We start from the raw sequence: 23,092 nt of genomic DNA on the forward strand, positions 1-23,092 counted from the left end.
CACTAAAGAACGGTTCATAAAGTACTACTTTTCCTGATGGAAGGGGTCAGCATGTCAGCTGAAGCAAACGTCGGCGTAGTCGGTCTTGCCGCAATGGGCGGTAGTCTCGCGCGTAACCTCGCACACCACGGCAACAAAGTGGCCGTGTTCAACCGCTCCTACGGTCGTACCGAAAAGCTCATGAACGAGCACGGCAGCGAAGGCGAATTCTTCCCGGCGAAAACCCTCGAAGAGTTCGTGGACAGTCTCATCAAGCCGCGCACCGCCATCATCATGGTCAAGGCCGGAGAGCCGACCGACGCCATGATCAACGCGCTCGCCGACCTGATGGAACCAGGAGACATCATCGTCGACGCAGGCAACGCCTACTTCCCAGACACCATTCGTCGCGAGAAGGAAATCAGCGCTCGCGGCTTGCATTTCGTCGGATGCGGCGTGTCCGGTGGTGAGGAAGGCGCTCTGCTTGGACCTTCCATGATGCCGGGAGGCTCCGAAGAATCCTGGAAGACGCTGAAGCCGATTTTCGAATCCATCGCAGCAAAGGCCGAAGGCGAGCCGTGCGTCACCCATATCGGACTTAACGGTGCCGGCCACTTCGTCAAGATGGTGCACAATGGCATCGAATACTCCGATATGCAGCTCATCGCTGAAAGCTACGATCTGATGCGTCGCGGCCTTGGCATGACCCCGGCTGAGATCGGTGACGTGTTCGAAGAATGGAACAAGACCGAACTTGACTCTTACCTGATCGAAATCACCGCTGAAGTGCTGCATCAGGTCGATAAGAAGACCGGCAAGCCGCTGGTTGATCTGATCGTCGACCATGCTGGTATGAAGGGCACTGGCACGTGGACCGTGCAGACCGCACTGTCTCTGGCCGTTCCGGTCACCGGTATCGCCGAAGCCGTGTTCGCCCGTGGTCTTTCCTCCGAAGCTGATCTGCGTGAGGAAGCCCAGAAGCAGGGCTTCGCCGGCCCGAACGGCGAACTGAACCTGAACAGCGAGGAGAAGAAGGCCTTCATCGAAGACATCCGCCAGGCCCTCTACGCCTCCAAGATCGTCGCCTACGCCCAGGGCTTCAACGAGATTACCACTGCCGCCGAAGAACACGGCTGGGATATCGATCTGGCTGCCGTGGCACGCATCTGGCGTGGCGGCTGCATCATCCGTGCGAAGTTCCTCAACCGTATTTCCGAAGCGTTCGAATCCGGTGAGGCCAACGTGTCGCTGCTGTTCGCCCCGTACTTCAAGAACGCCATCGAAACCGCCGAGAAGTCTTGGCGTAACGTGGTGGCTCAGGCCGCCATCAACGGCCTGCCGACTCCGGCGTTCGCTTCGTCTCTGTCGTACTTCGACGGCCTGCGTTCCAAGCGTCTGCCTGCCGCTCTGATTCAGGGTCAGCGTGACTATTTCGGCGCTCACACCTATCAGCGTGTGGACCAGTCGGGCGCGTTCCACACGCTGTGGGCTGAGCCGGGTCGTGAGGAAATCGAAGCCTGATGTCCTGCATCTGATGTGAAGGCATGAAGGATCCCGCGATGTGCAACGGGTTCCTTCATGCCAATTGTGGATTGAAAGAATTCATATCTGGCTTCTTTTGGACTGCAATTGGTGTGGCTCTGGAATGGACTGGCACACGAGTTGTACAACGATGTAAAAGACGGTATAGTACATCGATGTAAACCAACTATCTGTCAAGGGAGAAGCTCGTGCCGAATACCTATTCCCTGTTGTGTTATACGCGTGAAGCCACTGGCCGTGAAGAGGCGAACAACGAGGATATCGCCTACAGCATGCACTTGGCGCTGCGCCTTGGGGATGATGATGGCGCCAGATGGCGGCCGCTTAATGAGAATTACGGGATTTTTTTCGCTGCCGGCGTACCTATCGCCGCCGTGCCCGAAGAATCCCGCCGCGCATGTACCGCCGCGGCGCAATACGCTGCTGATCCATACGAGGCGCCGCAGCCGGCTTCTGAAGCCGTGGGCTATGGCGCGGTGATGCCCGGTGTGGATATCACGTTGAAATCATTGAAAGACCCTTTCCTGTTCCGTCTTGCGGACGGACGATTCGGTATCGCCTCCACCCGAACCGCTCGTGGCGGCGAACCGGATGGTTCCGAAAAATCGGCTTTCCTGCTGGCTGTCAGCCATGATATGACGGCATTCGATCAGCTCGGACTGGTGACGTTGTGCACTCGCGGCGGGGTCAATCGCCCGTCCGTCGCATACGATGCTGCAACTGCTTGCTATGTCGTTTCCTGGACCGGCGATGACGGCAGACCATACGTTGCGCAAACGCACGATATCGAGGCTGCGGCAGGCTCGAACGAACCTCTCGACGTTGCGCGGGCGGTCCGGTCGCAAGAAACTCGATATGCGGACGATTGCGGCATTCCGAACGCCATTCCCGGCAATGTCGTCGCTATCACCGCGGTGGAGGCGAAACGGCTTGACGAGCGATTCGGTCGCATTCGCAACGTCGGTGCGTGCGTGCCGACGCAATATGCTGATGCGACGCAACGTGGGGAAGCCGCAAGGAACGCGATTCTGAAGCTGAACGAAACCCGCGCGGAACTGGCCTATAGCGATGGCTCGCAGTCCGCACGTGCGGTGGATTGGGATGAGGCGCAGATCGAAGCAGTCGCGCAAGAGGCGGCCGAAGGAACGTTCGGAGTCGGTCAGACCCGCACTATCGAGGGTAGAATCCGTCAGACGGTCTACCCCGTGCCGTTCGCCACGGAGCGTGCCGACCCGTCCGTATTCGCATGGGACTTCAACGGCGAACCGATGTTCATGTTCATCGCCACCGACGATACCGACGGCAATTGTGTGGACCCGCATGAGGGCCGCACTCACATGCCGTTGCGCATCGCGGATTCCATCGAGGCACTGTCCGACGAGGCCGGTGGTCGAACCCGGGAGATCGATCTGCTCAAGTGCGGCGATCTCAATTCGGAAGGCCGTCGCATGACCGGCTGCTTCTGGGCGCCGGAGCTGCATGTGATTGGCGGGAAACTGAGTATTCTGTTCATGCCCTGTTTCGACGGGCCGGATCGCAACCCTGATGGCACGCCGAACGACCGCGCCGGCAAACCCGACATGTGGACCGGCAGCTGTCATATCATGCAGCTCAAGCAGCATGCCGATGGCGCCGACTTCGATCCGCGCGATCCGCAGAACTGGACGGTTCCTGAGCCGATTCTCGATTCGGATGGCGGTACGCTTAACCCCGTCCAACGCATTTCGCTCGACATGACCGTTATCTCCGACTCCGGTCGCTGGTACTACGCGTGGCAGCAGGTCGGCAGCATCTGGATCGCCGGCTTCGACCCATCCTGCCCGTCGCGGCTCACCAGCAGGCCCAGGCAGATCGTCGTACCGGAATTCGCGTGGGACAACATGATCGCCGAGGGGCCGAACGCCATCGTCCACGAGGGTAGGATCTTCCTGATCTATTCCGGTTCGCTGGTCGGCATCGACTACACAACGGGCCTTGTCGCGGCTCCAGCCGGAGCCAATGCCGATTTGACCGACCCTGCAGTATGGACGAAACTCGATTATCCGCTGCAGAAATCCGGCGTGTACAACGGCCGTTGGCAGCTTGGCACCGGTCATGGCATGTGGTCGCACGACGAGGACGGCAATCTCATCTATGTGTTCCATAACGCCGAGTATGACAACGGGTGCTACGGCGGCCGTGACGCACAGGTGCGGCGCGTGCATTGGTCCGCGGAAGGCATGCCGATTTTGGATATGCAGTCAGATGAGGAACTTGACCCGAGTTATGCTGATATAACGATGAAAATTACCACTTGCTGACATTCGGCGCCAAAGGCGCCTGTACGAGAGGCGGGTGGTGGGGAAGGGAGAAAGGTATGGTAAAGCAGACTGGCGGCAACGTCGAACATGTGGTGACTATGCGGGACGTTGCCAAGGCGGCCGGCATGTCGGTCAAAACGGTCTCGAATGTGGTCAACGATTATGAATTCGTTTCGCAAGCCACGCGAGACAAGGTCAACAAGGCGATCGCCGAACTCGGCTATACACTGAATATGTCGGCACGTAACCTACGAAAGGGCCAGACCGGCATCATCGGTCTGGCCATTCCCGATCTGCAGATGCCGTATTTCGCGCAGCTGTCGTCGCTGATCATTGCGGAAGCTAAGAAGGTGGGGCTGCGCGTCATTGTGGAGCCGACGCAGTATTCGCGCGAAGGCGAGCTCGAGGCGTTGCACGGCACTCAACAGACGATGCTCGATGGGCTGATCTATTCACCACTGGAGCTTGGGCAGGATGACGTCGACCAGCTGAACGTGGACTATCCGTTGGTGCTGATCGGTGAGCGCATCTTCACCGATGCCGTCGATCACATCGCCACGGAGAACGTGGAGGGGGCCAAGCGCGCCACCCAGTATCTGCTGAAGACCGGCTGCCGGCATGTGGCGGTAGTCGGCGTGCATCCGGGGGAGAAGGTCGGTTCTGCGGCTTTGCGCTATCGGGGATATTTGGAAGCGCTGGAAGAGTTCGGCGTGGATTTCGACGATAGATTGGTGGCGGCGTCGATTATGTGGCACCGCAGCGACGGCGTAAGGGCCATGAACGCACTGCTGGATTCCGGAGTCGATGTTGACGGCGTCGTCGCGTTGAACGATATGCTTGCCTCTGGTGTGATGCATGCGATTCAGATGCGCGGTCTGCGCATCCCCGAAGATGTTTCCGTGGTCGGTTTTGATAATTCCGATGATTCTCAGTTTCTTTCTCCCTCGCTGACTTCGATTGCGCCTGGGCTTGAAGCGGTCGCCCGTCTGTCGGTGAAAGTGCTCAAGGAACGCATCGATGGCCGTGATCCGAACGCCGGGCGTCCAGGGGAAAAGATATTCCGTAAGGTCTCCTCGTCTTTGGTGGTGCGGCAGTCCACTAGGCAACTGGGCGACTCCCTGATTTTCTGAAGGGGGCATCAGCCGCCACGTAAAGGTGGTTTCCGGCGGAATCTCCCACTTTGGTATCCTCGCGCAGCGGTATGAGCCTATGACGCCGCTGCGCGAGGATACGCAGCTCTGCCATATGAATTCTGCAGAATGACTCGCCGAGTTGTTGCAACGTTGTAAGAATGATATATTCAACGTTGTAAATACTGGAACATCGGATTGGAAAGGACTGAACATGGGTGTTTACCATAATCCGATCGTGCTTCAGCGCGCGGACCCCTGGGTAATCAAGGAAAACGGCGAATACTATTTCACCGCTTCAGATCCGGAATACAATTACATCGCCATTCGCCATGCGTCAAGCATCAACGATCTGCAAAAGGCCCCCGAGACGGTGGTGTGGCGTAAGCACGAATCCGGTCCGGCGAGCATCTACATCTGGGCTCCCGAGCTGCATCGCATCAACGACGCGTGGTACATCTACTTCGCAGGCGCCGCGACGGATTTCGAAGCGTCCGGCCTGCCGACGCACCGCATATTCGTGCTGGAGAACACCGATGACGACCCGACCTCCGACAACTGGGTGGAGAAGGGGCAGATCATCACTCCGATTGATTCCTTCGCGCTCGACGCCACCACTGAACTGATCGATGGCGTGCAATATCTGGTATGGGCGCAGAAGGACCCCGCCATCGAGGGCAACTCCAACCTGTATATCGCAAGGATGGCCAATCCGTGGACGCTGGGCAGCGAGCCTGTCATGCTCACCAAGCCGGAATACGATTGGGAATGCATCGATTTCCTGGTCAACGAGGGGCCGGCCTTCCTACTCCATGGGAACAAGATCTACATCACGTACTCCGCCTCCGGCACTGGGATTCCGTATGCCGTGGGTCTATTGACCGCGGATCGCGGCAGCGACCTGCTGGACAAGGCATCCTGGACCAAGAGCCCGGTACCGGTGTTCGGAACCTGTGTCGAGAATGGACAGTATGGTCCGGGGCATAATTCGTTCACCAAGTCCGAGGACGGCACTGAGGATCTGATGATCTACCATTGCCGCAACTATACGCAAATCGTTGGTGATCCATTGTTCGATCCGAACCGCCACGCACGTGTCGGCGTGGTTCGATGGACTGCGGACGGGCCCGACTTCGGTGTGCCAGAACCGGATGATCTATGGACTCCGACCACAACCGATGTCTTACCGGCTGATGGCGGACCGCTTGCCGGAATGCCGACGGCGCGTTGAACTGGAACGTCGCTTCCCATAATCGAATGGCATGTGGCAGAGCAATCGCTTCTTTCAGCGTGTCGCAGATTTGTACAACGATGAAAAAAGCGGTATAATTGAAATTACAACGTTGTAAATGGGCGGCGAGGCCCAGCGAATCCAAGGAATCGCTCTATCGGAAACGCAACGTGAGACTATCCATCGAAGGATCGTCGAGAAAAAATGAAGGAAGGTAACAATGTCCCCCTTAAGACGTTTCGCGGGACTGCGGCGTTTCGCAAAAGCCGCAGTTGCAGTATGCGCGTCGTTGGGTCTTGTGGTCGCGGCCGGAGGCTGCGGTGCGGCCTCTAGCGAAGACAAGACCATTTATTTCTGGAACAATCTGGTCGGCGATGATGGTCCGGCCATGCAGCGCATCGTTAAGGAATACAATAGGCAAAGCGATTACAAAGTCGTATTCCAGCCTATGAACGGCAATGATTTGACCACGAAGATCTACTCCGTGATGCAGACCGGCAAGAACATCCCCGACATCATCATCGGTGACCAGTTCCAAACTGCCGTGCTGCAGTCCCAAGGGCTGCTCAACACCATGGATGATTGGCAGAAGGTGGCGCCTGAACTGAAGGAGAGCAGCTTCCTGCCCGCCACATGGAAGGGTGTGACCGTCAATGGCAAGGCGTACGGCATTCCACTGTATTTGTTCCAGATGGCCATCTATTACAACAAGGACCTGGTTAAAAAGTACAATCTGCAATACATCTTGGATGACGGATACGTGACCATCGATGAGATCAAGGACCTCAAGGGCAAACTGCCTGAAGGTACGTATGCGCTGACCTACGGCAACCTTCCATGGGCGTTCATGTCGCTGCTGTACGGTGCTGGCGGCACGCTCGAGAACGATATGGACGACCTTACCAAAGATGTGTGGCGCAAGCCGATGCAGAAGCTCAAGGACGCATACGACACCGGGGTAGTGGCCCCGATGGACGTCGACGGCGAGCAGGCGTTCGGTTCCGGCAAGGCCGTGTTCGCGCAGCTTGGCACCTGGGCGCAGGGCAATATGTCCGATACGTTGGGCGCCGACAAGATCGCTGAGGCCAATACGCTGCAATACGACGCCGACAACCCGGTGAACTTCTTCTACCAGTGCAACTGGATGCAGCTCAAGGACCCGCATCGTTCTGCGGCGAAATCCGCGGCGGCGGCTGACTTCGTCAACTATGTGTACGAGCACTGGATGGATTGGGCGGAAGTCGGCTCCATCTCCCCGGCCTACCGCGATCTGAACAATCCGGAGTACCAGAAGCTCATCCAGGCATCCTTTACCAACGGCAAAAAGGAACGTGACGCCATCAAGACCTCCAACTATCTGTATGGCGGCTATGCGACTGCCGGTTGGGGCACATACAACGACATCGTCTACGGCAATGTCGGTCTTGAGGAAGGTCTGAAGACCCTCGACCTCATGGCCCAAGGCCAAATCGAGATTCAGGAGGAATCGTGATGAGCAAAACATCTACGATCGGATCCGCAGCATCATCCATGAAGCGCAAAAACTCCATCTGGCATGCTCTGCCGTACATCGCACCGCACTTCATCATCTTCGCGGTGTTCGGCATCATCCCGATTATCTTCGGCATCGGGCTGGCGTTCACCCGTTGGAACATGGTCGGCTCTCCGCAATTCGTCGGACTGCAGAACTTCGCGAAGATCTTCGATCCCAGCACCTACTTCTACTCGATCTTCTGGCGTGACCTCTGGCATACCCTGATCTTCGTGCTGATCAGCGTGCCGCTGACCATCATCGTGCCGCTACTGCTTGCCGTGGCGCTCGGCAAAAAGGGACTCAAGGGCGCCGGGCTGTTCCAAGCAATCTTCTACATCCCCGGTCTGATTTCCATCGCCGCCGGCGCACTGGTCTGGCGCATGGTCTTCAACTCCCAGTTCGGTCTGCTGAACACCACCTTCCACACCGACATCAACTGGCTGGGCAAGAACCCATACGCATGGATCACCATCTTCGTGCTTGTGCTGTGGGCTGGCATCGGCGGCAATCTCGTCATCTACCGTTCCGCGCTGTCCGGTGTGGACGAAAGCCTGTACGAGGCGGCAAAGGTGGATGGCGCGGGTCCTATCAGGATCTTCTTCTCCATCACTCTGCCGGAGATCAAGCTGCCGCTGTTCTACACCACCATCATGACCACCACCGGTGCGTTCAACGTGTGGGGCCAGCCGGTCATGCTGACCAACGGCGGGCCGAACTACCAGACGCAGGTGCTGCTGATGGATATTCGAAACCTCGCATTCCCCGCCGGTCCTGCAGCCGCAGGCATGGCTTCCGCAATGGCATTGCTGCTGGGCATCATCCTGATGGCCATTGCCGCAATCCAGCTCATCTTCATGAACAAGGAGGACTGACGATGTCCGCTGCAACAATGCAAGCCTCGCGTCCGGTAATTCCAGAAAACAAAACGAAGAAAGTAAGCCCTTCGCTGATCGCGGTCTATGTGCTGCTCATCGTGCTGGCGGTCGTATGGCTCCTGCCGGTGATCTACACCGTGACGACATCGTTCAAGTCGGTCGCCGAATTCACCTCCAACGCGTTCAACTTCTTGCCGGCGAAGTGGGTGCTCGACAACTACGTGACGCTGATCGAGGCGTCCGCCAGTTACCCGGTCCTGAACTGGCTCGGCAACTCGCTGGTCATCTCGACCGTGTTCGCGGTGCTGTCCGTGTGCATCGTCGCTCTCGCCGGTTTCGGCTACTCGCGACTGAACTTCAAATACCGTGACACGATTTTCTTCGTCCTGCTGCTCATCTCGATGTTCCCCGCCGTGGTCAACATGATCCCGCAGTACCGCATCATCGCCTCCCTGGGCTGGGTCAACACCTACTGGGCCTGCATCGTGCCGGGTCTGGGCAACGTGGCGAACATCTTCTTGGTGCGCAACTTCATGAAGGGCATCCCGAAGGAACTGGATGAGGCGGCCGAGATCGACGGCGCCTCCGACTTCCAGATCTTCACCCGCATCATGCTGCCGGCCATCCGCCCGATCCTGATCGTCATCTTCTTGTTCAGCTTCACCGGCGCCTGGAACGACTTCCTGTGGCCTACCTTGGTGTTCAACGACATCAACAAGATGCCGGTCACGGCAGGTCTGCAGCTGCTGAGCAACCAGATGGGCCAGTACAACCAGATGGGCTCCCTGATGGCGGCCACCTGCATGGCCATAATCCCGACGCTCCTGCTGTTCCTGTTCGCGCAGCGGTACTTCCTGCAGTCGCTGAACATCACTTCCGGTCTGAAGGGCTGAGCCGCTTCGGATATGGCACAAGGATTGGGTCTGCTATCGGAAACGAGCAGTCCCAATCCTTCCCTTTTCCATCGTTGAAATGATAGTATCGCCAAGTCGGCAAACGGAAAGGAACACTATGAATTCGCAAAGCAATGGCGCTTGCCTGCCGGTACCGTTGGCACGTAAGGCCGAACGGGTGCTGATGATCGTTGCCGCCTCCTATAACGTGATCATGGCGTCTGTCACGCTGTTCATGTTCGGCAGCTGGTTCAAGGGGCGGGCATACGATGTGCTGGAACGCAACGGCATGCTGCAGACGGACTATTCCGCGGTGGACAACGCCTCGACGGTGACAAACATCTACGCTCTGCTGGTGCTGATCGTCGGCATCGTCAGTTTCATCACGGCCATGCGTTGCCTCGCTCCGGGAACCGTTAATCGGTGGGTGATCATCTGGCTGGTGATTGTCATGGTCTTCTCCCTCGGAACCATGGATCTGATCGGACTCGCATTGTATTCCGTCACTCTGGCGATCTATCTTGCCCGCAACAAGGCCGTTGCCGCGCAGCAGGATGCGATTCGTAAAGCGATTCGGGTCTGCAGATAGTGCCACGACGGTTATTCACAGTATTCAAAACGACATACGGAAATGCAAAGGACAGTACATGACCGACAAACTCACTGCAACGCTCGATAAGGCGGGCGTACGTAACATCAGCACCGACCTGTGGGGCATCTTCTTCGAAGACATCAGCTATTCCGGCGACGGCGGTCTCAACGCCGATCTCGTGCAGAATGGAGCCTTCGAATACAGCCGTGCTGACAATGTGGATTGGAGCAACTACAGCTTCTGGCGCAAGATCGTGCCGGAGGGATCGTTTGCGGCTTTCTGCGTGCGTAACGGCGATCCGGTGGCGATCGAAAACCCGCATTATGCGAGCATCGAGATCGAACACGCCCCGGCTGCATTGGACAACACCGGCTGGGACGGCATGGTGTTCCGAGCGGGGGAGACCTATGATTTCTCCGCCTGGCTGCGCCTGCAGTCCGGTGTGGCGGTGCCGTTGACCGTATCGCTGCGCAACGATGACGGCGACAGCATCGCCGAAACCACCATCGACATTGAACATGCGGCATGGACGAAATGCGAAGCGTCGCTGACCGTGCCGGCGAACAGCGACGGCACGGGGGCGGAACCCGGTTCGGTGGTAGCCAGACAGGGTGCTCTGCGACTGAGCTTCGGGGCCGAAGGCGTTGTGGATCTCGATTTCGTCACCCTTGAGCCGCGCACCACGTACCGGGGGCTCAAGCACTTCCGTCCTGACCTGGTGAAGGCCCTTGCCGATCTGCACCCGAGGTTCATGCGCTTCCCGGGCGGCTGCATCACCCACGGTCTCGGCATGGATAACATGTACCACTGGGATCGCACCATCGGGCCGGTGGAGCATCGGCCGCACAACTTCAACTTGTGGGGCTACCATCAGTCGTTCCGCATCGGCTACTACGAATACCTGTGCCTGTGCGAGACCATTGGTGCCAAGCCGTTGCCGGTGCTGCCCGCCGCGGTAAGCTGCCAGAACACCAGCCAGGGGCCGGTGCCAGTCGCCCAGGAGGATATGCCCGCCTACATCGATGAGGTACTGCATCTCATCGAATTCTGCAACGGAGACGCCGAAACCACCGAATGGGGTGCCAAACGATCCGCCATGGGTCATCCGGAACCATTCGCACTCGAATACCTGGGCATCGGCAATGAGGACCTCATCGATGATGTGTTCAAGAACCGTTTCCAGCAGATCTTCGATGCGGTCAAAGCCGCCTATCCCGACATCGTCGTCGTCGGCACCGTCGGCACGGCGCCCAGCGGCCCGGATTATGAAGCGGGCTGGCGGTATGCGCGTGAAGCCGACATCCCGATTGTGGACGAGCATTCCTACCAGTCGTCCAGCTGGTGGTTCCACAATCTCGACCACTACGACCATATCGAGAGAAAGGGGCCGAAGGTCTATCTCGGCGAATACGGCTCTTGGGATACGCAGCTCATCAACGGCCTGTCCGAAGCGGCCTTCATGGGCCGTATGGAACTCAACGGCGACGTGGTGGCCATGGCCTCCTATGCCCCGTTGTTCGCAAAAAACGGTCATCACAGCTGGGATCCGGATCTCATCTACTTCGACAACGAACGCACCTATCTGCCGTATAGTTACTGGGTGCAGCAGATGTACGCCGCCACCACCGCAGACACCGCGTGGCCAGTCGGTGTGGAAGGGGCGACCACGTTCCGCCGCAACCTGCCGGATGGCATCAGGCTACGCGTCGAGGGCGGTGCAAGAGCCGATTTGAATGATCTCGTCGTCACCACCGCGTCTGGGGCGCGGGTCGAACTCGGCGATGTGCAGTACCGGGGCAGCGCCATGGACTTGCCCGTCGATCTGCATGCCGATTCATACTGCATCGATGCGACGGTGGTGTATTACGAAGGTAAGTGGGGCATACAGTTCGTCAGCGGGGATATCGACGGGAAGAACCATAATGTCACTTCCCTGGGGCGCGGCCATGAAGTGAAAGTGGTACGTGATGGCACCGCTTACGCGCTCGGCGGCACCGAATGGTCCATGAACGACGTGCAGCCGGGCACTACATGGCGTATGCGCGTCGAGATAGCGGATCGTGGACAGTCCATGAAGCTGTACATCGATGGAACGCTTGTCACCGAAGGAACGGAGACTAAAGACGAGCCAAGACGCACCATCACCGTATCGCGTAGCGGCGAACGAGGGGAGACCTATGTGCGTGTGGTCAATGCCATGGCTGAACCGGCCGAAGTGGATATCAGCCGGATTCTTGCCGCATTGGACGTCTCCTCGGAGTCCGCGGCGGGTGCGACAGTCACCATTCTGACGGGCGAAGACCCGTATGCCGGCCGAGCCGGCGAGGAATCGCCTACCAGCCCAGTCAAAACCGTGATGGATCTAACCGGTGGAGTCTATGCTGCGCCGGCCTGGTCGTTCTCCACCATCGTCATCGGCGACTAGGCGGATATGGCAGTTTGCGGAACCAAATCCGCCTGATGTAAGCCAGAGGATGCAACGGAAACAATCATCCGTCTGTGTGACGTTCTGATGGGAAAGCCCCGCAATGCATGGTGCATTGCGGGGCTTTCCCATCAGAGTCGATTTCCGCCGCTGGAAACTGTTTAGAAAATCACAGTTCGGAGGCGGCACCCTCGTCGATGAGCCACAGCAGTTCCTCACCATCGGCGTAGGAGCTTGGCGCATGTGGATTGTTGCGTTGCGCGAATGCTGCAGCAACCGCGTCCGCCTTGCGTGCTTCGGATGTGAACACCCACGTGTGCTTCGATCGTGCGATCATAGGCACGGTCAGCGTCAGGCGCAGTGGCGGCGGCTTCGGTGAATCGCGCACACCGGCAACAAGCACATGCGGATCGTCGATCTCCGACTCGCCGTGGTCGGGGAACAGGGATGCGAAATGCGCGTCCGGTCCCATACCGAACATGGCGATGTCCAAAGCTGGATTCTCACCCAACTGTTCAATGAGTTCACGCTGGTATTGCGCGGCGGCTTCAGCCAGTACCGCATCGGTCTGTTCGGGCGAGACTGCCGCGACGCTTTCCAAGTTACGCTCATCGGACGGCATCGCATGAATGTTGCCTGCCGGCATACGGCCGTCAGCAACCAGTTTGCCATACCATGCCTCACGCGCCTGCTTGGCGTTGCGGTCGTCGCTGTCGGCTGCCACGAATCGTTCGTCGCCCCACCATACGTGCACGCGGCTCCAGTCCACGGCATCGTTCAATGGGCTCGCGTTCATGGCGTCGAACACTCGGTTGCCATCGGTTCCACCGGTCACGGCAATGTCAACGCGAGTACGATTCGGTTCCGACAGAAGATCGGTGATGGTCAGCAGCGTACGCGCGGCCACGGCTTCAGCCAGAATCTGAGGATTGGGATATACAACGGTGGTGCGTTCTGCCATATGCTTTTCCTGCATTGTTCCTTTATTGTTTCGGAGCATCGATTCAGTGCTTCGAATTGATAAGATCCCAGCCTTGGGTCACAACTTCCGCATAGATCTCGTCCGGATAGAGTCGACCCAATTCCTCGCTCAGGCATTCCTCGATGGTTCGTGCGGGAACGCTCATGGTTTGCGGGGACTGCCCTGGAACGTTCAATACGGCGATGCCATCGTCGGTGGATGGGCGTTCCAAACTCAGCACGCCATCGGAACGAGTCAGATACACGCCGGTCACGGCGGTTGCATTCGGATCGTCTTCCACCACAACAGGCACGTTCAGACAAAGACGAAGCCATGCGGCCAGCAGATTCAACGGCAGGAAGTCCTTTGGTCCGGTCACACGCACGCCGCTTACTGGAAGATGCGGCGGCTGGTCAAGCATCGAAGCGAGCATCGCGCGCCAAACCGTCAGGCGAGTCCACGACATGTCCACATTCTTCGAAGACCAGTTGCGACGCAAATCATCCATAGTGCGCATCGGATTCGACGAATGCATGGCATCGGTGATACGGCTGCGTGCCATGGAGCCCAGCAAATCGTTCGACAGGTTCGCCGGAGCTTCGTTCGGCCACCAAGCCACCACCGGAGCGTCCGGCACCAATAGCGGAATCACCAACGTGTCAGGGTGGTGAACCAGGCCGCCAATCGGACGCAACACGATGATTTCGCCCGCGCCGGCATCGGATCCGAATCTCACTTCAGCATCGAGGAAGGTGCGCTTCTTACCATCTTCCGCACTCATGTCAGCCTTGCGCGAGTTCGGTGCAATGGCGATCACACGGCAGGGATGCTCACGGCTGGCGTTGTTCGCGACTTCCAAATCATGTTCCAACGATGCTTCATTCGTGGAGATCAGCAGCGTGAGCACGCGACCCAAAGCCGCTTCGCCACGCTCCTCGTGCAATTCGTCGATTTTCGCCGAAATCTCACGGGTTTCGGTGTTCTTCATGGTAATGATCACGGCATCCTCCAACGATGTCCATCACGAGCGAGCATTTCAACGGCTTCCTGAGGGCCCCACGTTCCGGAACGATACGGCTGCGGCTGGCCGAGCGTGGACCAGAATTCCTCGATCGGGTCGAGGATCTGCCAGCTCAATTCCACTTCGCGCGTGGTTGGGAACAGCGGAGGATCGCCCAGCAATACGTCAAGAATCAGACGTTCATAGGCTTCCGGAGACGATTCGGTGAACGAACGGCCGTAACCGAAGTCCATCGACACGTCACGCACCTCCATCGACGTACCACCCGGCACTTTCGCGCCGAACCGCATGGTCACACCCTCATCAGGCTGCACGCGGATCACGATCGCGTTCTTGCCGAGCTCCTTCGTCGCGGTCGACTCGAACGGCAGATGCGGGGCGCGCTTGAACACCACGGCAATCTCCGTGACACGCTTGCCCAAACGCTTGCCCGTACGCAGATAGAACGGCACGCCGGCCCAGCGGCGCGTATCGACATCCAAACGGATCGCCGCATACGTCTCGGTCGTTGACTCCGGATCGATGCCCTTCTCGTCCAAATACCCCACGACCTCATGTGAACCTTGCCAACCGGCCGCATACTGGCCACGCGCCGTATGCGCCGCCAGATCCTTCGGCAAGCGCACGGCGGACAGCACCTTCGTCTTCTCCGCCGTCAGATCGGAAGCGGAGAACGAAACAGGCTCCTCCATCGCCGTCAACGCCATAAGCTGTAGCAAATGGTTCTGGATGATGTCACGCGCCGCGCCGATACCGTCGTAATAGCCGGCACGACCCGCCACGCCGATATCTTCGGCATGCGTGATCTGCACGTGGTCGACGTAATTATTGTTCCAGATCGGCTCATACATCGCGTTCGCGAAACGAAGCGCCAGAATATTCTGCACGGTCTCCTTACCGAGATAATGGTCGATACGGAACACGCTCGATGGGTCGAACACCTCGGAAACCACACGATCCAGCTCCTTGGCGCTGGCCAGATCGTGGCCAAACGGCTTCTCGATGATCACACGACGCCAAGCACCTTCAGACGATTTCGCCAAACCGCAATCGGCCAACTGTCGGGAAACCTGCGGGAACGCGCGCGGCGGCACCGACATGTAGAACGCATGGTTGCCTCGCGTGCCTCGATCGCGGTCAAGCTCGGCGACAGTGTTCGACAGTCGTTCGAACGCCTTCGGATCGTCGAACGTGCCTTGCACGAAACGAATGCCGTCGGCGAGCTGCTTCCATGTCGCCTCTTTGAATGGCGTGCGGCAGTGTGCCTGCACGTTCTCCTTCACGAAATCCTTGAAGTGCTCTTCGGTCCAATCACGACGGGCGAACCCCGTCAGACCGAAGCTTGGCGGTAATAGACCACGATTAGCCAGATCGTAAATGGCAGGAAGTAGCTTCTTGCGTGACAGATCGCCGGTCACGCCGAAAATCACAATACTGCACGGACCTGCAATACGTGGAAGTCGAAGATCGCGCGGATCGCGCAGCGGATTCGTCCACTCTTCAGGCGCGCCAAGTACGGATGAAACAGTTTCAGTCATATGCCTCATAGTATCGTCAACAGGTCACGGACGGCAGTGGCCATCCGAAAAACGTCCTTTCCATATTTTGTGAAAACCCACAAAACCAGCCGTTTCCTAGCAGCTGTGAGCAATATCACAGCCGATGGTCTTATATTAATTCACCGGAAAATCACGTAATCCGGCGAGCAGGCGGTTGAAACCTTCTTGCATGACGCTTCGCGGGCAAGCCACGTTGATACGAATGAAATCATGCCCATTTCCGCCATATTCGGCACCTTCAGAGAACATTACCCGATGATTACGTTTGAGATGTTCGCATAACAGGGTGGTATCGTGTGTCAGTTTCGAACAATCGACCCACAGCAGGTAGGTGGCATGGCCTTCGATCAGGGTGATACGTCGTTCCGGTACGGCGGAAGCGTTGTAGTCGTCGAGTATGGCTCGTGCTTCGGCTTTGTTGTCGGCCAAATATGCGCGCAATTCCTCAAGCCATGGCTCGCTCTCGTTGAACGCGGCGAGTGTGGCGGTCATGGCGAAAGCGTTCGGCTCGGCCACTTCGTCCGTGTTGAGCGCACGCCATACTTTATGCCTCAGCACGGGATTCGGAATCATTACGGCAGCCGTGTTGAGTCCCGCGATATTGAACGTTTTGGTCGGCGCCATGCAGGTCACGGAGTTCATTGCGCACTGCTCATTCACCGAAGCGAAGGGCACGTAATCATATCCCGGATCGGTCAGATCGCAGTGAATTTCGTCGCTGATTACGGTCACATGATTGTTCCAGCAGAGCTCGCCTATGCGCGCGAGGGTGTCGCGATCCCAGATTCGGCCTACGGGATTGTGCGGATTGCATAGAATCATCAGCGTGGTCTGCGGATCGGCCAACTTGGATTCCAGATCGGCCCAGTTGATGGAGTAATGTCCGGAACCGTCGTATGCCAACGGTGATTCAAGCACCCGGCATCCATTGTTGATGATTGAATTGAAGAAAATGTTGTACACCGGAGTTTGGATAAGTACATTCTCGTTGGCAGTGGTGAGTTTTCGTACCATGCTGGAGATTGCCGGCACCACGCCGGTGCAGAATACGAGCGATTCCGGGTCGATATCAAGATTATGTCTACGGCGCCACCAGTCAACGTATGTCTGATTCCATTCAGGAGGGACGATGGAATATCCGAAAATACCGTGGTCAAGACGCTGTTGCAGTGCGGCTCGAATCTGTGGAGCGGTTTGAAATTCCATATCCGCCACCCACATGGGCAGCGCGTCTCCTGCCTCTTCCCATTTGAGCGAGTATGTTCCGGAGCGATCTACGGGAGTATCGAAATCGTAAGTCATGCCATCAAACTTAAGAACTTCAAGTAGACGAAGTCAAATGCGGACGATTGATAATCGCATGTTTTCAACATGCATTTTTGTTATGAAGAAACTCGCAATACTGATATTGGATACGGGCTTACGGATGCCGTCCGACGAGCGTAACTTGGAAAGCGTCGCGGCAGCTCGCCCGAGCAGACCGATGCGGTACTGGCCGAAGCCGCCGCCACTGCGCCTGACACCGACCGTACCGATGATAGATGGAATCCCGAGAGCCAGGTTCCATTGGTTCTGTGACGGGCCCGTCACCTAAGTCTCTGCCTGCCATGGATTACTCCCATGGCTAAACATCAAGGCTGAATCGTCTGGATGAGTGAGCGCGCAACGCCATGCGTAGTAGTATGGCGGCAGTCAAACATGCCAGACCCTGCATTATGACTATGAGAGGAAACGTCACCATGGAACAGTCATCTAAGTTCCAACATCAACCTCAGCCCGATACGCCATCGTCCTCCACGATGTCCCCGTCACCCCATCCGGAACAAACTCCGCCATGGGGCGCGCTATGGGTGTTGGCTTTGGGGCTGGCCATGATTGTGCTAGACAGCTCAATCGTCAATGTCTCCATCCCCACCATTATCGACGATATCGACATCGACCTGACCGACGTCCAGTGGGTCACATCACTGTACAACATCGTGCTCGCCGCGCTGCTGCTTCCCTTCGGCAAGCTTGGCGACGCCAAAGGACGCAAACTGGTATTCCAAATCGGAACTGTGATTTTCGTGGCAAGTTCATTGCTCGCCGCCACATCGCATGACGCTGGCATGCTGCTCACCGCTCGCGCGTTGCAGGGCATCGGAGGCGCGATGATCATGCCGGACACCCTGTCCACGGTGTCCGCCATGTTCCGTGGCAAGTATCGCGCTGCGGCTTTCGGAGTCTGGGGCGCGGTAATGAGTTCAGCCGCCGCTCTCGGACCGTTGCTCGGCGGCGTGCTTACCGAGACCTTGGGGTGGCGGTGGATTTTCCTAGTGAACCTTCCGCTAGGCATCATCATCTTTGTGGCCACCATTCCTTTGGTGCCAAAGACCGGTGGACATACCTCGAACATCACTTCCTCAACCACTTCTTCTACCATTCGATTCCAAAGCATTGATGTGGACATTCCAGGCGTGGTGCTGTCCGCACTGACTTCTGCCCTGCTCGTATTCGGACTTATCGAAGGCGAGACCTACGGCTGGTGGAAGCAGACTTCCACTCAGTTGAAGATGGGCGGTCTGGCATGGAACCGCGGCTGGCTGTCGCCGGTTCCGATTTGTCTGGTCGCCGGTATGCTCCTGCTGGTCGTCTTCATAACCGTAGAACTTGCACGAGGCAAAGCCGGGCGGCCGGTGATGCTGGACATGACCCTGTTCCGCATCAAGACATTCTCGTGGGGCAATCTGTCGGCTGCAGCCATCGCCGCCGGCGAGTTCGCGCTGGTGTTCGCGCTGCCGCTGTATCTCATCAATGCGCGCGGACTCGACACGCTACAGGCCGGTGCGATGCTGGCCGTGATGGGATTGGGCTCTATTATCGCCGGTGGCCGGGCGCACATGCTGGCCGCCAAATTCACTCCGGTCGGCGTGGTCCAACTTGGCTTGGTGATTGAGATCATCGCGGTAGCCGTGATTGCAGTCCTCATGCCGGGGGGATTCGCAGTGTGGTGGCAGCTTCTTCCTCTGACCGCCTACGGCTGTGGCTTAGGGCTCGCTTCCGCGCAGCTGACCAGCGTGGTGCTGTCCGAAGTGCCGATTCCCCAGTCCGGTGAAGGATCGGCCACCCAGTCCACCATCCGTCAGCTTGGCACCGCCATGGGTTCGGCCATCTCAGGCGCGGCATTGACCATGGCCATCAATGGGACGTTGCCGGCACGACTTGAATCCCTTGGACTGCCCGCCAAAGTCGGCGATGGACTGGCCAAGGCAGTCAGCAGCTCAGCTGGCGGTGTAATTGGCTCGTTCCGCAGCGGCGATGGACCGGCAGCCCAATTCGGTGACGAAGCGCCGAAAATCGCCGATGCGATGACTTCCGGGTTCATTGAGGGCAACCGTTGGACACTTTTGGTGGCAGGCTGCATGCTGCTCATCGGTTTGCTGGCTTCGGTCGCTGTGCGACGCGCGGCATCGACGCATAGCACACACTGACAAACATGAGGCAGGGCGATCTGCTGAATGGTTTTGGTGGGCTAGCAGCTCAACGGCGAAAAGCTCTACTGAAGCCGGCTGATACTAAGACGAAACCGATCGCGCGGTAAGGTGGGGTTTATGAAAGTAGTAGTGCAACGAGTGAGCCAAGCCAGTGTTGACGTTGTCAACGAACTGGGCACCGTAGACCCCACCTTTGAACCGCAGCAGATCGGACCGGGATTCATGCTGCTGGTCGGTGTAGCCGATGAGGATGGTGAGGAACAGATTTCTTGGCTTGCCCACAAAATCCTCAACCTGCGCGTTTTCGAAGACGAGCAAGGCAAAATGAACCGTTCCATCAAAGACATCGGCGGTGAAATCCTATCCATTTCACAGTTCACGTTGTTTGCCGAAGTGAAGAAAGGCAACCGCCCAAGCTTCGTCAAAGCGGGCAAACCGGAACATGCCAACATTACTTGGATCAAATTCAACGAAGCGCTGCGATCCGGTGGCGTGCCAGTACGCGAAGGCCGCTTCGGAGCGCATATGCGCGTTGGACTGATCAACGACGGTCCGGTCACCATCGCCATTGACACCGACAATCTGTGATCAATAGTAAAGCGCCGATTGCTTGGTGATATAAAAAATTTGAGGAGCTGCAGTATAATTTGCAGCTCCTCAAATATTGTTTTTTTGATCGACAGTGATGTTTACCTGTTGTCGGTAATTATCGTCACCTTGTTCGGATCGATCTTCGTTGGGTCAAGCGTCAATTCCTTGATGGCATCCGCACGAATCGTGCCAGACGAAGGATTGAACACACTGTCGACGGTGCTGTGAATATCGGCGTCCACATTCGAATATTCAAAAGCAAGCGTCGTATTGATCAAACGACAATTACGCAACACGAGATTATCCACATAACACAAGCCCTGCAGGCTTTCGATCGTACAATTCTCGAACGTGACATTACGAGAATTCCAAGCCAAGTACTCGCCGGCAATAAACGAATCGCGCACTGTCACATTCTCGCAATTCCAGAAGCAATCCTTGGAAATCAATCGAGAATTCGAAATCTCAATATTACGTGCGCCATCAAACGGATAATTGCCAACCAAACGCAGATTATCAGCTTTGATGTCAGAACAATTCATTGCTAAATAATCACCGCGTGCACTTACATTGTTCATCATGACATTCGAACAAGCCCACAATGTTTCCTCGGCATTGACGAAATCAACGTTCCTCAACGAAACATCACGGCAACGACGGAAATTCTTCGGCGCTTCAAATGTGCAATCCTCGACGCGAATGTTGTTTGTATACCACACGCCTGCGCGTGCCATCTCGAACCACGTGCAATCCTTCGCCGAAATATCCGAGCAATACCACAGCGGATACTTCCATTTGAACGAACTCGACTCAAGCTCAATGGCATGTGCATGCTTCAACGGCGACTCGCCATCATTGAAAATCGTGTCAATATACCGTTTGTCTGATGCTTGAAATTCGGCGCGTTCGCCGGTCAGCAATGCCTGACGGACCTCTTGCATGTCGCTCACTGATAACCCTCCTCGGAAAAACGCTCTGTTGCCAAGATAGAAACTTCGAGTACTTGAAGTCAAACGCATGGCCATGTTTCGCAGGAGGCGGAATGGAACGAGAGGATTAAGCGCGTTATAAGCAATGCCGATATGCAAGCGGGTGTTTGCGAAACATGGATGTCGGTACCATAAATTGGGCGGTTGAACAATTAAGCAGTCGCAAGGTATTGCAGCCATATATGAAGCTTGCCGCGTAAGGCAGAGAGGAATGAGGATGAGCCAGCAGAGTGGGGGAGTGAAGACGCGTGCGTTCAAAGCCGCGTTCCCCAAAGTGCTGCCGCGTATCGTCGACTATCTCGGCAACGTGCTTCCGTACGCCATGACTGGACTACTGGTGGTGTATTCGCTCAAAAACGTCAATCCTCTTGCCGGAGGCCATGGCACCCCGAAGCAGTCGCCATCGCAGTAATCGTCATACTGCACATGTGGAAACGCAACATGCTGCTCTCCATCGTCGGCGGCACCGCCATATATATGGTATTGCTTCAGCTTGTTTTTGTTTGATTATCTGTTTTGTAAGGCTTCTTGTTGGTGTGAAGCTGAAGATGGTGCGGACGTGGCCGAAGGCTCTGTGCAGACATTTCCGGCGCAGACCCACTCGTCGGCCCGATTCTGGCAGCTGTCGGCGATGCGGCCATCATGATCAGAAAGATTGTCCTGCCATCATTGACTGTAATGCATTACTGATATCAGCAAAATGAAATTGCCATGCGATATTCGCAACTATTGCGCAAGTCCCATGCTGTACTTCAGCGTCATCACGCGAATCGCGGACTGCTTCACCTTGTCCGCAAAAGCGGAATCAGCCGCGGCCTTCGCATTCAAACCATCCAAAACCTGCTGAACATAATCGAAAGCGCCAATGCAGGCAAGATCACCGCCGGCCTCAACCAAACGCACACCCAAATCACTCGGCTGAACACCGCTCAAGGCAGTGGCGGAGAGAGAATCCGAAGTGATGACACCCTGAAAACCAACCGTATTACGTAGATAATCCGTTACCAAAGCGCTGGAAAACACGGCGGGATTGTTCGGATCAATGGCCTGATAGGTGGCCAAAGACATCATCACCATGGAAGGGTTCGCCTCCAACGCGCTATTGAACGCGTTGATTTCCGCACCGTTCAACGTCGTGGTGGTGTCAAGAATGCCGTCGGCGGTGAAATCGGTATTGCCGGTTACCGAACCAAGTCCCGGATAATGCTTGATGGCGCTGCCAACACCCGAATCCGCCATGCCTTGAATGAACGCCTTGGCGTGATCGGCATTACCGGCCGCATCCAATCCAAAATCACGATCCAACGCTCCGACAGGGGCGTTCGCGGCGCGATCCACCGTCACCGTACCCACCACCGGCGCCAAATCGACATTGATGCCAGCCGACTTAAGCTGGGAACCCCATACGGCCGCCGATTGACGAAGCTGATCGGTCGACATCGTTCCCTGATTGGTGGCGGAAGGCATCTGGTCGAAACCAGAGCCTTGAAGATGCTGCACCAAACCACCTTCCTGATCGGTGGTCATCAACAGCTGATTATTGGCCGGCGCATACGATTGCAATGCGGATGCGGCTGCGGCGACACCGGCCGTTCCAGAACTCCAGTTGCCAATGATCAGCACCGAACCGACATGCTGGTTCACAATGAGATCTTGCAATGAGGAAGAATCGGATCCCGCGTAGAGGGGTGCCATGACGAGCTGACCGACGCGCTCTGCAAGACTCATGGCATTGACTGCAGCCACGGCTTTGCCGTGCGAAGAGTCGTCCACCACGCTTGGCACGTTGGATTTGTCAAGCGTATCATGTGATGCGTCGGACTGTTGCGAATTGGATTGCTCGGATTGGTTGGAGCCAGCATTCAAACTCGCGCTGGATGAACACCCAGCGAACGATAGCGGCAGTGTGATGACGCACAGTGCGGCAGCACAACGAGCGAAATGAACGTGAACCCTCTTCATAGTGTCATTATCTATCACATGCCAGTGATGGCGAA

The 23,092-nt window shown here is 56.9% G+C and carries 17 protein-coding genes and 1 pseudogene; 12 read left to right on the top strand and 6 right to left on the bottom strand.

Features of this window, described 5'->3' with window-relative positions; all coding sequences use genetic code 11:
* The first annotated feature begins 51 nt into the window (after positions 1-51).
* The 9 genes from gndA (at position 52) to BBKW_RS03680 (ending at position 12,501) form a co-directional block, all read left to right on the top strand.
* A complete protein-coding gene (gene gndA, locus BBKW_RS03640) occupies positions 52-1,500 on the top strand; it encodes an NADP-dependent phosphogluconate dehydrogenase (protein WP_033501694.1) in 1,449 nt (482 codons plus the stop codon).
* A 209-nt stretch (positions 1,501-1,709) separates the two neighbouring features.
* A complete protein-coding gene (locus BBKW_RS03645; RefSeq protein ID WP_033501695.1) occupies positions 1,710-3,821 on the top strand; it encodes a family 43 glycosylhydrolase in 2,112 nt (703 codons plus the stop codon).
* Between the two features lie 56 nt (positions 3,822-3,877).
* The gene (locus BBKW_RS03650; RefSeq protein WP_033501696.1) at positions 3,878-4,951 is read left to right on the top strand and encodes a LacI family DNA-binding transcriptional regulator; all 1,074 of its coding nucleotides are present in this window, start codon (positions 3,878-3,880) and stop codon (positions 4,949-4,951) included.
* A 214-nt stretch (positions 4,952-5,165) separates the two neighbouring features.
* On the top strand, positions 5,166-6,182 hold the full coding sequence (locus BBKW_RS03655; RefSeq protein ID WP_033501697.1) for a glycoside hydrolase family 43 protein: 1,017 nt from the start codon (positions 5,166-5,168) through the stop codon (positions 6,180-6,182).
* Positions 6,183-6,402: 220 nt separating this feature from the next.
* Positions 6,403-7,674 carry an ABC transporter substrate-binding protein gene (locus tag BBKW_RS03660; protein WP_033501698.1) on the top strand — a complete coding sequence of 424 codons (1,272 nt, stop codon included), beginning with the start codon at positions 6,403-6,405 and terminating at the stop codon, positions 7,672-7,674.
* Positions 7,674-8,588, top strand: a complete 915-nt coding sequence (locus BBKW_RS03665) for a carbohydrate ABC transporter permease (RefSeq protein ID WP_229027182.1) — start codon at positions 7,674-7,676, stop codon at positions 8,586-8,588. The genes BBKW_RS03660 and BBKW_RS03665 overlap by 1 nt, the downstream gene beginning before the upstream one ends.
* Before the next feature lie 2 nt (positions 8,589-8,590).
* The gene (locus BBKW_RS03670; RefSeq protein WP_033501699.1) at positions 8,591-9,484 is read left to right on the top strand and encodes a carbohydrate ABC transporter permease; all 894 of its coding nucleotides are present in this window, start codon (positions 8,591-8,593) and stop codon (positions 9,482-9,484) included.
* Between the two features lie 118 nt (positions 9,485-9,602).
* Positions 9,603-10,073, top strand: coding sequence for a hypothetical protein (locus tag BBKW_RS03675; protein WP_033501700.1), 471 nt, complete (start codon positions 9,603-9,605; stop codon positions 10,071-10,073).
* A gap of 58 nt (positions 10,074-10,131) precedes the next feature.
* On the top strand, positions 10,132-12,501 hold the full coding sequence (locus BBKW_RS03680) for an alpha-L-arabinofuranosidase C-terminal domain-containing protein (protein WP_033501701.1): 2,370 nt from the start codon (positions 10,132-10,134) through the stop codon (positions 12,499-12,501).
* A gap of 169 nt (positions 12,502-12,670) precedes the next feature.
* On the opposite strand, the gene pgl is transcribed toward BBKW_RS03680, so the two are convergent.
* From pgl to BBKW_RS03700, 4 genes are all read right to left on the bottom strand, one after another.
* Entirely contained in the window at positions 12,671-13,462 is a 792-nt protein-coding gene (gene pgl / locus BBKW_RS03685; protein WP_033501747.1) for a 6-phosphogluconolactonase, read from the bottom strand.
* Between the two features lie 43 nt (positions 13,463-13,505).
* Positions 13,506-14,462 (bottom strand): glucose-6-phosphate dehydrogenase assembly protein OpcA, encoded by a 957-nt coding sequence (locus BBKW_RS03690; protein ID WP_033501748.1) that lies wholly within the window; start codon positions 14,460-14,462, stop codon positions 13,506-13,508.
* Positions 14,459-16,030 (bottom strand): glucose-6-phosphate dehydrogenase, encoded by a 1,572-nt coding sequence (gene zwf / locus BBKW_RS03695; RefSeq protein ID WP_414635058.1) that lies wholly within the window; start codon positions 16,028-16,030, stop codon positions 14,459-14,461. Before zwf ends, BBKW_RS03690 begins: the two co-directional genes overlap by 4 nt.
* 126 nt (positions 16,031-16,156) lie before the next feature.
* On the bottom strand, positions 16,157-17,344 hold the full coding sequence (locus tag BBKW_RS03700; protein WP_033501703.1) for a MalY/PatB family protein: 1,188 nt from the start codon (positions 17,342-17,344) through the stop codon (positions 16,157-16,159).
* 437 nt (positions 17,345-17,781) lie between these two features.
* Between BBKW_RS03700 and BBKW_RS03705 the strand changes: the two genes are divergently transcribed.
* Entirely contained in the window at positions 17,782-19,512 is a 1,731-nt protein-coding gene (locus BBKW_RS03705; RefSeq protein WP_033501704.1) for an MFS transporter, read from the top strand.
* Positions 19,513-19,632: 120 nt separating this feature from the next.
* Complete coding sequence (gene dtd / locus BBKW_RS03710; RefSeq protein WP_033501705.1) at positions 19,633-20,103, top strand: D-aminoacyl-tRNA deacylase; 471 nt, start codon at positions 19,633-19,635, stop codon at positions 20,101-20,103.
* A gap of 101 nt (positions 20,104-20,204) precedes the next feature.
* Here the strand turns inward: dtd and BBKW_RS03715 are convergent, their stop codons facing one another.
* Positions 20,205-21,047 carry a DUF3737 family protein gene (locus tag BBKW_RS03715; protein WP_081962297.1) on the bottom strand — a complete coding sequence of 281 codons (843 nt, stop codon included), beginning with the start codon at positions 21,045-21,047 and terminating at the stop codon, positions 20,205-20,207.
* A 328-nt stretch (positions 21,048-21,375) separates the two neighbouring features.
* On the opposite strand from BBKW_RS03715, the pseudogene BBKW_RS03720 reads away from it, so the two are divergent.
* A pseudogene (locus BBKW_RS03720) lies at positions 21,376-21,602 on the top strand (branched-chain amino acid transporter permease); the annotation flags it as partial.
* Between the two features lie 219 nt (positions 21,603-21,821).
* On the opposite strand, the gene BBKW_RS03725 reads toward BBKW_RS03720, so the two are convergent.
* Positions 21,822-23,057, bottom strand: coding sequence for a glycoside hydrolase family 3 N-terminal domain-containing protein (locus BBKW_RS03725; RefSeq protein ID WP_231858516.1), 1,236 nt, complete (start codon positions 23,055-23,057; stop codon positions 21,822-21,824).
* Positions 23,058-23,092 lie beyond the last annotated feature (35 nt).

The organism is Bifidobacterium catenulatum subsp. kashiwanohense JCM 15439 = DSM 21854, assembly GCF_001042615.1.
Taxonomy (GTDB): domain Bacteria; phylum Actinomycetota; class Actinomycetes; order Actinomycetales; family Bifidobacteriaceae; genus Bifidobacterium; species Bifidobacterium catenulatum.

Bases quoted from the DNA above. Each gene is read 5' to 3' on its own strand.
- BBKW_RS03680 (WP_033501701.1), top strand. From the start codon at position 10,132: ATGACCGACAAACTCACTGCAACGCTCGATAAGGCGGGCGTACGTAAC.
- BBKW_RS03705 (WP_033501704.1), top strand. From the start codon at position 17,782: ATGGAACAGTCATCTAAGTTCCAACATCAACCTCAGCCCGATACGCCA.
- pgl (WP_033501747.1), bottom strand. From the start codon at position 13,462: ATGGCAGAACGCACCACCGTTGTATATCCCAATCCTCAGATTCTGGCT.
- BBKW_RS03660 (WP_033501698.1), top strand. From the start codon at position 6,403: ATGTCCCCCTTAAGACGTTTCGCGGGACTGCGGCGTTTCGCAAAAGCC.
- dtd (WP_033501705.1), top strand. From the start codon at position 19,633: ATGAAAGTAGTAGTGCAACGAGTGAGCCAAGCCAGTGTTGACGTTGTC.
- BBKW_RS03665 (WP_229027182.1), top strand. From the start codon at position 7,674: ATGAGCAAAACATCTACGATCGGATCCGCAGCATCATCCATGAAGCGC.
- BBKW_RS03675 (WP_033501700.1), top strand. From the start codon at position 9,603: ATGAATTCGCAAAGCAATGGCGCTTGCCTGCCGGTACCGTTGGCACGT.
- BBKW_RS03725 (WP_231858516.1), bottom strand. From the start codon at position 23,057: ATGAAGAGGGTTCACGTTCATTTCGCTCGTTGTGCTGCCGCACTGTGC.
- gndA (WP_033501694.1), top strand. From the start codon at position 52: ATGTCAGCTGAAGCAAACGTCGGCGTAGTCGGTCTTGCCGCAATGGGC.
- BBKW_RS03670 (WP_033501699.1), top strand. From the start codon at position 8,591: ATGTCCGCTGCAACAATGCAAGCCTCGCGTCCGGTAATTCCAGAAAAC.
- zwf (WP_414635058.1), bottom strand. From the start codon at position 16,030: ATGAGGCATATGACTGAAACTGTTTCATCCGTACTTGGCGCGCCTGAA.
- BBKW_RS03715 (WP_081962297.1), bottom strand. From the start codon at position 21,047: ATGCAAGAGGTCCGTCAGGCATTGCTGACCGGCGAACGCGCCGAATTT.
- BBKW_RS03655 (WP_033501697.1), top strand. From the start codon at position 5,166: ATGGGTGTTTACCATAATCCGATCGTGCTTCAGCGCGCGGACCCCTGG.
- BBKW_RS03650 (WP_033501696.1), top strand. From the start codon at position 3,878: ATGGTAAAGCAGACTGGCGGCAACGTCGAACATGTGGTGACTATGCGG.
- BBKW_RS03700 (WP_033501703.1), bottom strand. From the start codon at position 17,344: ATGACTTACGATTTCGATACTCCCGTAGATCGCTCCGGAACATACTCG.